This window comes from Paenibacillus sp. 01T424 (genome assembly GCF_056398745.1).
This window is the reverse complement of sequence record NZ_JBFTPZ010000022.1, coordinates 63,731-76,762: the sequence shown is the minus strand read 5'-3', so window position 1 is coordinate 76,762 and position 13,032 is coordinate 63,731. Positions and strand designations below refer to the sequence as shown.

Annotated in this window: 13 protein-coding genes; all 13 read left to right on the top strand. The window is 39.0% G+C overall.

Going from position 1 to position 13,032, the window contains the following annotated elements; translation table 11 throughout:
* Window positions 1-131 precede the first annotated feature (131 nt).
* Entirely contained in the window at window positions 132-611 is a 480-nt protein-coding gene (locus AC1DPK_RS17620; RefSeq protein ID WP_441907699.1) for an RNA polymerase sigma factor, read from the top strand.
* Between the two features lie 2 nt (window positions 612-613).
* Complete coding sequence (locus AC1DPK_RS17615; RefSeq protein WP_477511159.1) at window positions 614-1,198, top strand: hypothetical protein; 585 nt, start codon at window positions 614-616, stop codon at window positions 1,196-1,198.
* 484 nt (window positions 1,199-1,682) lie between these two features.
* A complete protein-coding gene (locus tag AC1DPK_RS17610) occupies window positions 1,683-2,753 on the top strand; it encodes a polysaccharide deacetylase family protein (protein WP_477511158.1) in 1,071 nt (356 codons plus the stop codon).
* A 259-nt stretch (window positions 2,754-3,012) separates the two neighbouring features.
* On the top strand, window positions 3,013-3,954 hold the full coding sequence (locus AC1DPK_RS17605; RefSeq protein ID WP_477511157.1) for a hypothetical protein: 942 nt from the start codon (window positions 3,013-3,015) through the stop codon (window positions 3,952-3,954).
* Between the two features lie 643 nt (window positions 3,955-4,597).
* Window positions 4,598-5,122 carry a GNAT family N-acetyltransferase gene (locus tag AC1DPK_RS17600; RefSeq protein ID WP_477511156.1) on the top strand — a complete coding sequence of 175 codons (525 nt, stop codon included), beginning with the start codon at window positions 4,598-4,600 and terminating at the stop codon, window positions 5,120-5,122.
* A 22-nt stretch (window positions 5,123-5,144) separates the two neighbouring features.
* On the top strand, window positions 5,145-5,591 hold the full coding sequence (locus AC1DPK_RS17595; protein WP_441883184.1) for a DinB family protein: 447 nt from the start codon (window positions 5,145-5,147) through the stop codon (window positions 5,589-5,591).
* A gap of 222 nt (window positions 5,592-5,813) precedes the next feature.
* Entirely contained in the window at window positions 5,814-7,082 is a 1,269-nt protein-coding gene (locus AC1DPK_RS17590) for a glycosyltransferase family 39 protein (protein ID WP_477511155.1), read from the top strand.
* Between the two features lie 42 nt (window positions 7,083-7,124).
* On the top strand, window positions 7,125-7,610 hold the full coding sequence (locus AC1DPK_RS17585; protein WP_477511154.1) for a DUF5412 family protein: 486 nt from the start codon (window positions 7,125-7,127) through the stop codon (window positions 7,608-7,610).
* 367 nt (window positions 7,611-7,977) lie between these two features.
* The gene (locus tag AC1DPK_RS17580) at window positions 7,978-9,246 is read left to right on the top strand and encodes an FAD-binding protein (RefSeq protein ID WP_477511153.1); all 1,269 of its coding nucleotides are present in this window, start codon (window positions 7,978-7,980) and stop codon (window positions 9,244-9,246) included.
* Between the two features lie 74 nt (window positions 9,247-9,320).
* Window positions 9,321-9,800, top strand: coding sequence for an SRPBCC family protein (locus AC1DPK_RS17575; protein WP_477511152.1), 480 nt, complete (start codon window positions 9,321-9,323; stop codon window positions 9,798-9,800).
* Between the two features lie 96 nt (window positions 9,801-9,896).
* Window positions 9,897-10,208 (top strand): ArsR/SmtB family transcription factor, encoded by a 312-nt coding sequence (locus AC1DPK_RS17570; protein WP_339209257.1) that lies wholly within the window; start codon window positions 9,897-9,899, stop codon window positions 10,206-10,208.
* A gap of 1,303 nt (window positions 10,209-11,511) precedes the next feature.
* The gene (locus AC1DPK_RS17565; protein WP_477511151.1) at window positions 11,512-12,294 is read left to right on the top strand and encodes a (S)-benzoin forming benzil reductase; all 783 of its coding nucleotides are present in this window, start codon (window positions 11,512-11,514) and stop codon (window positions 12,292-12,294) included.
* A gap of 17 nt (window positions 12,295-12,311) precedes the next feature.
* Complete coding sequence (locus tag AC1DPK_RS17560; RefSeq protein WP_477511150.1) at window positions 12,312-12,917, top strand: dienelactone hydrolase family protein; 606 nt, start codon at window positions 12,312-12,314, stop codon at window positions 12,915-12,917.
* The last annotated feature ends 115 nt before the right edge of the window (window positions 12,918-13,032 follow it).

Sequence of the window (13,032 nt, the reverse complement as noted above, 5' to 3'; positions counted from 1 at the left end):
ACCGTTTTTGGTGAGAGGACATACTAATAAAAACCTTTTTGCTCCCTTTTAAAGCAATTGTCCCATTTTTTTTTACAGCGTGAAAAATAACGGGCTGCTCGATTGTATTACTAGTGAAAGGGGGACATTAAGTGAACGATTCATATGAGCTCAATGAATCCGTCCGCAAAGCCGTGGTCAACTATTCCGACAGCCTGGTCAAGATAGCTTTCGCTTATCTCAAAAATATTGCTGACGCGGAGGAAGTAGCGCAAGAAGTATTTCTAGCCTATCTCCAAAAATCCCCCGTCTTTGATAGCGGTGAACATGAGAAAGCCTGGTTAATCCGTACAACGATCAATAAATGTAAAAACTTGCTCAAGACGGGGTGGTTTAAGAGTCGAAACCCCATACCGGACAACCTGTCTAACCTGCCGAAGGATGAATACATGGTCATGCAGGCTGTATTATCATTGGATAAAAAATATCGGGTCCCGATCCATTTGCATTATTACGAAGGTTATTCCTTGGAAGAAATAGCGGATATACTTCATGCCAAACCTGCGACGGTAGGTACTTGGCTCGCTCGAGGGCGTAAACAGCTTAAAGAAGTTATAGGCGGTGATTTGTGAGAATGAAAAAAACAAGTTATAAATCGGCCATGTCCAAAGTGAAAATAAGTGAAGACTTTCAAGAACGTACACTTGAACGCTTAAGCCTGGAGAAGCACAAACAAATCGACAACAATAATAACAACATACGAAATGGAGAGATTCCTATGAAAACAGTTAATTCTAAAGTAAAGAAAAACAAAGTGATGATCTGGGCAACCAGCATTGCGGCTTGTGCGGTATTGACTCTGAGCATTTATGCAGTAAACCAAGACGCAGGCAGTACTTCTCCTGGTGCGGTCACGAAAAATCCAAGCGGCACCATTGAGAATAATGGTCCTGGACCGGCGACCTCAGCAAAACACAGGGTAAACATTGATGGTGTGATTGATGAGGTAAGTACCGACGGCCAAAGCTTTCGAATTGGCGAATTGTGGGTGACAGTTACGGAAAAAACGACTTACGGCATAACAGGCCCAACAGCTCCTGATATTTCAGAGCAGCTGGTAAGCAAGGAATTTAAAGTGGGCAACACGGTATCTGGCTTCACCTCGGAAGACGTCACGAGCGGAAAGGTAACAGCCGACGTCATTTTCAATAATTTTTGATTTAGCAGCTGTTAGCATACTAACCGCATCCTCCTATGGATGCGGTTTTTTGCTAGCATTATATAAAATAGACGATCATAAATCAAAAAAAGACAGATCAACATCAATGCTTGTTGGGATCACTCCGTTTCCAGTGTCCACCACAAAAAGCTAAGTTTTTTACAGTAGGAACTAAATTCTTACAGGTAAACGATAAAGAAACGTTTTGATAAAATAATTATTGTAATCGCTTTCAAGTTAATATATGGAAGGAAGTGAGGCTCGAGCAGCCTATTGCAGGCTTTACAGCATCATGTGAGACTAAATGCAATTAAAGAAGAGGAGGTATACAGATGAAATAATTGTAACCTCCGATGACGGACATGGGACGCTTACCTAGACTATTTAGAAATTCAGTAAAAACACTGAATCTAGTAGAGAGAGTTAAGCAGAACGGAGTGGCGCGAACAACCATACTTGTATGTTTATACGAGGAGGTACTACCATGTTCAAAGCAAAACTAATAAAAGGGGCAGCGGCCCTAGCACTTTTCAGTTCGTTATTCTCCATCCCGATAATGCCTATTGCCAGTGCAGCCGATGCCAACTGCCCGAACGGATATGTAGGTCTGACATACGACGATGGCCCAAATGCCAGTAACACTACATCACTGCTCAATGCTCTGAAGCAGGCCGGTTTGCGTGCAACGATGTTCAACCTTGGGCAAAACGCCCAAAATAACCCGTCACTCGTGCGGGACCAAGTGAATGCGGGCATGTGGGTCGGAAACCACTCTTATACACATCCTCACATGACCACATTGAGCAGCTCGCAGATGTCATCGGAAATTACGCGAACACAACAAGCGATCCAGTCAGCTACCGGAGCTGCACCAAAATTGTTCCGCCCGCCGTACGGCGAGACTAACGCTTCTTTGAAGTCAATCGAGAGTCAAAATGGGCTAACCGAGGTGCTGTGGAACGTTGACTCACAGGACTGGAATGGCGCCACCACCGCACAGATCGTAGCCGCTGCGGGCAGACTGCAGAACGGCGATGTCATCCTGATGCATGATCAATACCAGACTACGCTCCAAGCGATCCCCCAGATTGCTCAGAATCTTAAGAGCCGGGGACTTTGCCCTGGTATGATTTCAACAAGCACCGGCCGGGCGGTTGCGCCTGACGGTGGCGGTACAACTACTCCTCCAAGCACAAGTACAAAAAAGGAAGCCGAAAGCATGACCAAAGCTGGTCAGTACACCGGGAATATCAGCTCGCCGTTCTCTGGTGTTGCTTTATACGCCAACAATGATTTGGTCAAATACACACAGAATTTCACGAGCGGAACTCATAGTTTCTCACTCCGTGGTGCTTCAAATAACTCCAATATGGCCAGAGTTGACTTGAAAATAGGCGGGGTGACGAAAGGGACCTTCTACTTCGGAGGCAGTAGTCCCGCAGTCTATACCATAAGCAATGTCAGCCATGGAACCGGTAATCAAGAAATTGAGCTCGTTTGCACCTCCGATAACGGGACATGGGATGTTTACATTGATTATTTGGAAATTCAGTAAATAACTCGAACCAGTAAAGGATACGATTTAGTTATTGATTTAAATTCAAATCGTATGTTCCACTAAATCCCGGCGGGATCTTCTCCGTCGGGATTTTTGTGATTAGCCCTGTTGAAAAAACTGAATAAAACTTATCGTCATTTTTCAAGCTAAAAGATTGATCATTTATAATATTGGTTTAGTTCTTGACCTAAAGTAATGTCACCCCATATAATTATCCATTAATAACCAATAGAATGAGGTAAGGAGAGTGAAGTTAATGGAACCTACCCTTACAGCCGATCTTGAAAGAATACTGCGAAAACTTGATCAAGCTGATTTAATTAATCTTTTAGTTGATCGGATATCCTCCAGTGACTTGAATTCACTTCTCTTAAAAGTATTCAGCGAGAAAACAAAGACATCTTCTCCAAATGATCTACTTAAAAGATACAAGAATAACCGTTTTGTACACCCAGCTGACGTCGATGTGCTATTGCTTAAGAGGATGGAGTTGGATGTTTTAGATATTGCTTCAAAACATTCTTTTTCGCCAATTCAACTATCTCCCGTAGCACCATTGGGCTGTGCTTCTGTGCTAGGAACAGTTGATCAAAACAAAGCAATTTCCGCGTTAAGAGGAACGGAGGTTGTATCAGATGCAACCAATCTCTTAGCCCTGCATATCAGTAATTTACTTAAAACAATTGATTCAAATGATAAGAGAGATAATTTTATTCGCTTCTGTACCACCCATAGGCATGTCCGAGCGCAATTCTTTGGAGATGATCCAGGGATGCTGCCTCATTTCCATTTATTTTGTATGGTGACGTCTGGATTAGATGAAGGTTCCTATAGCTTCGAAAAACAATCATTATGGGAGCATATAAAAGTATACCAAAGTATATTTAAAACGCTGTTTGGGTCTGACATCGAGATCATTTTAAGTGAACGCAGTGGTTACAAAGATTCGGCTGGCTTAGTCTCAAGGATTATAAAACATGGAAATGAATTGTCATTGAATGTGTCGGTAAGTACAGGTGAGCCGAATATGGAAAACCAGTATTACAAAGGATTACAATTCACATTAAAAACAGTAATAGGCGAAACGGAGTATTTTATTGGCGATGGCGGTTTTGTAGATTGGACACAAAATATGTTAGGCAGCAGGAAAGAGCGGCTTTTGATTAGTGCAATTGGTCTGGACAGGCTCATTTTGTGAAGTTCCGGTCTTTCTCAAAGGACTCGAGATTATCGAATTCCTACTAAGCAGGTGATTATCATTTTTGAGAAGATGTATGCTGCAAACGTAATGGATTCATTGACTTATCTTTTCATCTTTATTAGGACTGATCCAACGAACCCTTTACTTTTTCAACTTTTACTCAAATATCGATGCTGGTTACATAAAGAAACCAAATTTAATTTTCGCTCAATAAAGAGGTTACTAAATGAATTGAATTTAATTGAAGATCCTCGATACAAAGCAACTATTATCTCAAAACTCAAAAGAATAAGGTTGTACAATAGGCTTCATAACATAGAAAGGGTATATCAGAGCATAGGTTCAATTAAATACATAATAGAAAATTTAATACATGTGATTGACCAACAAGATACAAATAAAATAAGCATTATGGCTAGTTCAGTCCATAATTATCCATCATTCATTTTAGGTAAATACAAATGCAACGCTGTAGATTTCTGGAATGAACAGATTTGCTTTTACAATAGAATTTATCAAAGTGACTTCATGAGTGATTGGAAATATTTGTTTTTTGAATATTATCCGAAGCATGAGCAATCACTGTTGCGTTAACCATTTAATAGGAATACATATTAAAATTTAAAAATGGAGTGATTAAGTGTTTCCGATTCTAGAGACAGAAAGATTGCAATTGAGAGAAATCGTTAAAGAAGATGCTCATAGCATCTTTCATTGCTTTTCCAATCATGATGTGACACGATATTATGGACAAGATACGTTAACAAATATCGAACAAGCAGAACCGTTCATTGCGTTTTTCGCGAAAAGCTACCAAGAAAATCGAGGCATTCGATGGGGAATTGAAATAAAAGGTAAAAAAGGAATGATCGGGACCATCGGTTTTAATGTTTTGTCTTTAAAACATAAGAGAGCTGAGATAGGCTATGAGCTTCATCCTGATTATTGGGGAAATGGATATGCAACAGAAGCCATTTCAAAAGTTATAGCATATGGTTTTAGCGAACTTGGGTTAACACGAATTGGCGCGATTGTTTTTATTGAAAATAAAAAATCCAATCAAATATTAACAAAACTAGGTTTTGAAAAAGAAGGGATTTTGAAAAACTATATGTATCAAAATGGTGTTGCCTATGATACAAACATTTACTCTTTGATAAAGTGAAGTTAATGAAAGGATGGAATCAATGAAAACAATTCAAAAGATGTATGAACATCTAAACTGGGCAAATCAACGTATTCTAGAAACTTTGCAAAATGTAGAAGTCGAGGATCAACTGGTGCGGTTATTTTCTCATATTCTATATGCCGAACAAGTTTGGATTGCTAGAATACAAGGAATGGACAGTTCACAAATGCCTATCTGGTCAGATGGTGATCTAGAATCCTGTGCAACACTTATTAAACAAAATGAAGAAAGCTTCAAAAATATTCTCACTAAAATCACAAATGCTGACTTAGATAACTTAGTTTCATATTCAAACAGTAAAGGTAAAGAGTTTATAACTTCCACACGAGATATTTTAACTCATGTAGCACTACATGGTCAGTATCATCGAGGACAAATTAATTTACAAATTCGAGCAAATGCTTTTGAACCCGTCAACATTGATTATATTTCTTTTGTGAGATAGAAATATCAATAGTTACGATTTGAATTACAGGTAAACGATAGTTATACTTTAGTTCTGGAGCAGTTTGCCATGGCAGCTGCTCTTTATTATTTATTAATACAAAGGTTCGTATGGCTCCAATACTTGGTCATAGTGATATATGATGAAGAAGGTCTGTACCCCTCGTTTTTGTAAGAGAAAGGTGTGTAAATCCTGTTTAAGCTTAATCATGTCTCTCGTCCTATGCGTACTACTTTATTCATTATTATCATTCTCGTTTTTTCGATTAGCACCGCATCTGTTCTGTTGTATGGCGATCACTTTCTCATTGGGTCATATGATAAACAAAATAATGACGACGTCAAATATGTAAATAGCGCTAAAATTTTATTGAATAAGCACACGATTGCTTATAACAGCGGCGATGAGCCGTCTGCTTTCATCATGCCAGGAATGCCAGTTGTACTGGCTGGTCTCATGCTCATCTTCGGACAAGGAGATGGAGGGGTTATGGCATTCCGAGTCCTTATGGCAGCCCTGCAGGCGTTCTCGATCTATTTGATTTTTATAGCAGCTAATCAGCTGTTTAATAGTAGAGCTGCTATAATAGCCAGCATCGCAACTGCGCTTTATTTGCCCGATTATTTTTCTTCAGGCGCCATTTTGTCGGAGACAATGTTCCGCACGTTGTTCATATTGCTTATTTGCTTTAGTCTTCTTGCCTTAAGGAGACAGGAAACGAAGTATTACATTATTTCGGCCGCTATTGTTGGGCTAGCATGTTATTTCAAACCGCATGCGGTGCTTTTTCCCGCGGTCTGGTTCATTTTATGGCTTGTGCAAAAGATATTTTGGAAAATTATAGTGAAGTATACAGCAGTTATTTCGTTAACGATGATCCTTTTGCTATCACCATGGTGGATACGGAATTACGTCACATTTGATAAATTCATTCCATTCACACAATCAGCAGGCAATCCAATGTTATTAGGCGCGCTTATCAACAACGACGCACCTTCAAAGGCTTTCTTCGACACCCATCTAGAATACGAGGGCATCAGTGAAAATCTATTTGCAGGCTCAGACGCTGCTCAAGCCGAAACAGCACAAAAGATTGTAAACTTCGGCTTTAAAAATCAACCATTAAAATACTTGAAATGGTATACGATTGATAAAGTATTTGGATTATATGCGGCTCCTTATTATTGGAAAACGGTATTTGGTGTAAATATTTGGATCGCGGGCATCTATCATGTCGTATTTATGCTATTGGGAGCAGCAGGTTTACTGATTACGCTTAAGCGAGCCTTCCGGCAAAATGAGATTGCTTATTTGTTTTTATTGCTTTCACTGGCCTATTTTACATTAATCTATATTCCTTTTGTCGCATTCAATAGGTATGGTTACCCGAATGTGTTTCTTTTCTTTATGAGCGCAGGTTTTTTTATCGACTGGGCGATTGCAAAGTATCAAAGTACGAGTGTGAAAAATCATGTCACTGCCAACCTTTAAAGGCTTCAACACACACGGGAATCGAAATGGATGGGAGGCTTTATGAAAAAAAGATATGCTTTCATGCTATTTATAGCAATCAGTATTTTATTTTTAATAGGATATAATAGATATTTTTATAGTTTTCAAGCTCTTAATAATAATGCTGTCATATTTAGTGGTCCGACCAAATCTCCGAATGGCGAATATAATGCAAGTGCATATTATATCCCTTACGGTGGCGCAGCAGGTGGCGTTTTGTATCTTGTCGAGGTTGAAGAAATCCAAACGGGCAAGAAAAAAACGATTTATTCAAGCAATCATAAAGACATTTTTTCTATGAATTGGAAATCCGCAGAAGTTCTTAAAATTAAAAATGAAAGTCCAGAATATAATGACCATAGGAATATAGAGTTAAATGTGAAGTCCGATATTTATGAAGAATCTGGAGCAGCATGTCGAAGTCTATTGTTAAAAGGAAAGTTTGAAAATTGTTATAAGGCCGATGACATTCAGGTGCCATTTATTCTTAAAATGATTGGTTTCTGAAAAGAGACACGGAACTCCACAATTTGAAATTACGATTGTTAAGATACATTGGCTTGATTAATTATGGTTTTAGTATTTAGCATACTTCATGTTGCAAACGGTACACCAATGCTTAAGGCTCAAATTATTATGAGAAAAGGTACAGCTCCTCTAAAAATATGAGGAGTTGTACCTTTAGTTTTTTCTATAGCTGCTTTTAAGCATAAGAGACAACATAAGAGATCTAAGGGTCATTGCAGTGGTATTTGATGTAATGTTCACCAGAACTAGTCACCGTGCAGGATACTTCCAAAATATATAGAATGTTTTTATAACATATCGATATTTTTGACAAATCTTTCATCAGATGTAGTGGGGGTATATGTTTATGGAAAATAATCGAAATTGGGCAGGTAACTATAGGTATAGCGCAGCGGAACTCCATGTTCCGGAAACATTGGAGCAAATACAAGAAATAGTAGCACGTAGCAATCGAATTAAGACACTTGGCACTCGTCATTCGTTCAATGGAATCGCTGATTGTAACGAAAACCTCATCTCTCTTCAAAAGTTTAACCGAATCATTGCATTAGACACTAAACACAATAAGGTTACAGTCGAGGGAGGTATTAGATACGGAGATCTGTGTCAATATCTGTATGAATTCGGTTATGCTTTGCACAACTTGGCGTCGTTGCCCCATATTACAATAGCAGGCGCATGCCAAACGGCCACACATGGTTCCGGTGACCAGAATGCTAATCTTGCTTCGGCGATTCATTCCATGGAAGTTGTCAAAGCGGATGGGAATAAGGTCGTATTCTCCCGTGATCAACAAGATGGGCTTTTTGCCGGGGCGGTAGTGGGGCTTGGAGGGCTCGGGGTTATTACGAAAATCACTCTAGATATAATCCCCACATTCCAGATGAGTCAATATGTATTTGATCATTTGCCTTTAGTTCAACTTAAAGACCATTTTGACGAAATATTCTCTAGCGCTTATAGTGTTAGTCTTTTTACGGATTGGAAAACGTCTACATTCAATCAAGTCTGGCAAAAGCGTAAGTTACCAGATCTTGAACACGCTGAAGTGGAATCTGATTTTTTTGGCGCCAAGCTCGTAAGTGTACCACGACATCCAGTGCCAGGTTATTCTGCAGAGAATTGCAGTGAGCAGCTTGGTATTCCGGGGCCATGGCATGAAAGGCTACCGCACTTCCGCATGGATTTCACGCCAAGTGCCGGAGAGGAACTACAGAGTGAATATTTTGTGCCGCGTAAAGATGCCTATCAAGCACTATGTGCGATTGACCGGATACGTGATTTCATATCGCCACATCTTTATGTGTCAGAAGTTCGTACGATTGCAGAAGACAATTTGTGGATGAGTCCTTGTTATAAGCAGGAATCCGTTGCTTTTCACTTTACATGGAAGGCGAATTGGGAGGCGGTCCGACAAATCCTTCCGATGATCGAGGAACAAATTGYGCCTTTCCATGCTCGCCCACATTGGGCAAAGCTGTTTGCCACGCCGCCTGCCCATCTTCAATCATTATATGAGAAGTTGCCTGACTTTCGGCAATTACTACTTCAAAACGACCCTCAAGGAAAGTTTTGCAACGGCTTCTTGAAAAACTACATTATGGAGAAACAATAATTCCTTTACAGTTATATAACCATATGGTAATGTATAAAATATAATATGGAAATTATAACTTTGGAGGGGATTGAATGGACGGTAAACTTCTACAATATGAAGGAAGAAGTGTGGTTCGGTTCGAGCGTTATCTAAATCATCCGATAGAAAAAGTATGGAGGGCGATAACTAGTCCCAATCAGATTGTCAATTGGTTAACTGCGCATGCTGAATTTGATTTGATCGTTAACGGAAAGATTACATTTCGTTGGGAGAATGGGGATCTGGTACATGGAAAGTTCACTATGGTCAATCCCCCAAATGAGCTCGAGTACACTTGGATAGAGAAGTCTTCAGGAGAATCAGTGGTTCGATGGGAGCTGCATGACGATGATAATGGATGCCATCTTCACCTGACTCATACGTTTTACGAGTCCGCTGAAGTTGCTGATTTTCTGGCAGGCTGGCATGTGCATCTAGACATGATTGATATGATTCTTCATGAAAAGCATGTCGACTTCCCTTCGGATCGTTTTAAAGACTTGCGCAAGAAATATGATTCGATAATGAATTGAGTTGTAAAGGAAGACAATGCTGATGCTCTTGCAGCGATTAGCACATCAAATTAAAATCCATTGTCGGTTGCGCATTCGAGTGGAGAGGACCAAGTGATGAGTAATAATATATTTGAAGTTTTGTCGGAACCGCACAGACGGTCTATGCTGGATCTATTGCGCATTCGCGAGCGATCAGTTGGTGAACTTGTAGATAAGTGTCAATTGAGTCAACCAGGTGTTTCTAAGCATCTAAGAGTATTGCGAGAAGCTGGATTGGTAGAGGTACGATCTGTATCTCAAAAAAACATCTATTCCTTACGCCCAGAGCCGCTTCAAGAAGTCGATAAGTGGCTGGAGTCTTATCGTCATTTCTGGTCCAGCAAGCTTGACGATCTCCAGTCCTTCCTTGACCAAGAAGAAGAATAGATACTTGATTAGAACTTACATTGACCATGATAAAGTCAGGAGATTATCCTGGCTTTTTCTGTGTTACACCATAGATGAAGATAGAGATTCGAAAATCGAATCTTATTGAACTAACGGAAAGCTAAGAACAATGATAATTGTGGATGAGCAGGCGCTTCGGCGGTCTGCTTTTTTTTATCTGAAAAGAAGTAGAGCGAGAAGTAAGACGGGGTACTATTAATGATAGAACTATTCATTACGATGGGAATGGGGATATAATTCAGGAAACAATAACACTTTTTAGCAATTTCCGCTCCATATCCTTATGAATTAGAATAATTTATTCATAATGCTAACTAATAACATAAAGTAAATTTTTCATTTTGAAAATTTCAATTGGAATGAAGGGGATGTAGCACCGTTGGAGAGAGTTCATGACGCTGCATTAAATAGTTTCTGGGTTGCAGTGGTCGTTTCGTTGATTCTTATGTGTTTTTATCCGCTCAGCTTCTTATTTGAGGTTCATATGATGTTTTATATGTACGTGCTGCCGTTTTTGATATTATTTCTGTGGATATTCACTCTTTTGTGCTTATGCCCTGCTTTTTATTTAATAGATCTGTTACTCAAAATTAAAAAAAGGAGATTAATTCCATCCATGCTTGCTCACGCATTTACCGGATTGATGATTTCCACAATGATATATTCCCTCTGTGTCGGCAAATTAGAATGGAATTACTTCTACTGCGTACCCGGAATCCTAAGCGGCTTTATGTTCCCAGTAATGGAGCGTTGGAATTAGAGAATCATTTCTTGCTTTAGCAGAAAGGATTGAACTACTTGAAGCCTATTATCATTTTGTACATATTGCTTCTGTTCGTAATGGGATGTCAAAGCAAAGAGGACAAGTCAATAATTAAGGAGGTTTCGTCCGAATCCATTACAGTTCGAGTCAAAGTGTAAAGAGAAGAAGCATCAAAAATTAAAATTCATACCGAATTGGTGAATACAGGCGATAATTTCATTGGGATCATCCATGGCGACCCTTTGACTGGAGCAGTCGTCGGAGAGCGATCTAATCGCCCAGATATTATTTATAGTTTTGTTGGTATCTCAAAGTCATTAGCTAAGAATGAAGTATACAGTTTCGATAAGGACAAAATGATTAATATTACACCTGAAGATCAAATTCTTTACACTGAAACCATATTTTCGATTAATGGTGAAAGGAAGACCATAGAATTAAATATTAATTTAGATGAAGTTGATTAAAAAGTATCTTTGAATTCCTAATTCAAAACTTTAAAATTGGAGGCGCATATTTATGGACTATTTTATAATAACCGGCACATCAAGAGGAATTGGACAAGCTATTGCAGAGCAACTTATCTCATCAGAGCACTATTTATTTTGTATTTCACGCGAAAGAAATCATTCGTTAACAAACAAAAGCAAGAACATAACCTATTTAGAATTTGATTTACACGACATTGATCAAATCGAGGCGTTAATGAACCGAATTTTTTCAGAAATTGATCTGTCTAAATCCACTGGTGTTTATCTCATAAACAATGCTTCTATGATCGCTCCTGTTGCATTTATTGATTCGGCTGCTGTTAACGAAATAACAGGAAACATTCATGTTAATCTGCTCGCACCTATTTTACTGACTTCTACATTTATGAAGCATACGAAAACCTTTTTAGGCAAAAAGCGCATTTTAAATATATCATCCTCCTCAGCCAAACATCACCACCCTGGCATGAGTCTTTATTCGGCATCCAAAGCAGGCTTGGACGTATTCACTCAATGTGTAGGTCTTGAACAAAGCCACACCCAAACACCTGTCGGTATTATTTCTATATGGCCAGGAATGATTGATACGAATTTGCAAAAGGAAGCAAGAACTCAAGACCAAGCAGCTTTCCCATCTGCTCAGCTATTCGGAAAGGCCAAAGATGCCGGCATGCTGACGACACCAGAAGAAACCGCACAACAAATAATAGCGTTTTTGTTTACAGAGCATTTTGAACATGGTGCTATCGTTGATATTTATGACTATTCGAAGCTTCAACAACATGTTGACACTCCAAACAAAAACACTTAACAAAGGCGGCTGAAATAATGATTAGCATAATTAACGGTTCTGAAACTTTAATCATAGTCATTCATGAAATCTATGGCATTAACCGTCATATGCAACATATTTGTCAATCACTAGCGGATCACGATTTTGATGTTATTTGTCCAAATCTTTTGGAACAAGAAGTACCTTTTGACTATGCAAAAGAGGAAACTGCATATCGTCATTTCGTAGAAAATGTAGGCTTTATTAAGGCTTCGAACCAAATTAAGCATCTCGTATCCGACAAGAGGGCTAATTATAAAAAAGTTTTTCTTGCCGGATTTAGCGTAGGAGCAACAACTGCTTGGTTATGTTCAGAGGAAGCAGAGGTTGATGGGATAGCAGCATACTATGGTTCACGCATTAGAAACTACACGGAATTATTACCTAAATGTCCAATGATATTATTTTTCCCACAAGAAGAATTGTCGTTTCATGTAGATGAATTAATTTCGATTTTAAGCAAAAACGATGCGAATGAAATCCATAAATTTAGCGGACAACACGGCTTCAGTGACCCGTATTCTCATAAATACAATGAACAATCCGCACAAAAGGCCTTTTCTGAGATGGTAGGCTTTTTCCATAACATAGAACGATTGTGATCCCATCGTAGGAAGCAAATACATTTGGTTGTTTGTAGACTGCCTGTTAACGGAGTTTAACTTTAAGAGGGCTATCATCGGTAATTTTACAGTAACTATTTTATTATTGGGGCGA

Coding starts and splice junctions, on each gene's coding strand:
- AC1DPK_RS17615 (WP_477511159.1), top strand. CDS start 614: ATGAAAAAAACAAGTTATAAATCGGCCATGTCCAAAGTGAAAATAAGT.
- AC1DPK_RS17610 (WP_477511158.1), top strand. CDS start 1,683: ATGTTCAAAGCAAAACTAATAAAAGGGGCAGCGGCCCTAGCACTTTTC.
- AC1DPK_RS17605 (WP_477511157.1), top strand. CDS start 3,013: ATGGAACCTACCCTTACAGCCGATCTTGAAAGAATACTGCGAAAACTT.
- AC1DPK_RS17595 (WP_441883184.1), top strand. CDS start 5,145: ATGAAAACAATTCAAAAGATGTATGAACATCTAAACTGGGCAAATCAA.
- AC1DPK_RS17590 (WP_477511155.1), top strand. CDS start 5,814: ATGCGTACTACTTTATTCATTATTATCATTCTCGTTTTTTCGATTAGC.
- AC1DPK_RS17585 (WP_477511154.1), top strand. CDS start 7,125: ATGAAAAAAAGATATGCTTTCATGCTATTTATAGCAATCAGTATTTTA.
- AC1DPK_RS17575 (WP_477511152.1), top strand. CDS start 9,321: ATGGACGGTAAACTTCTACAATATGAAGGAAGAAGTGTGGTTCGGTTC.
- AC1DPK_RS17570 (WP_339209257.1), top strand. CDS start 9,897: ATGAGTAATAATATATTTGAAGTTTTGTCGGAACCGCACAGACGGTCT.
- AC1DPK_RS17565 (WP_477511151.1), top strand. CDS start 11,512: ATGGACTATTTTATAATAACCGGCACATCAAGAGGAATTGGACAAGCT.
- AC1DPK_RS17560 (WP_477511150.1), top strand. CDS start 12,312: ATGATTAGCATAATTAACGGTTCTGAAACTTTAATCATAGTCATTCAT.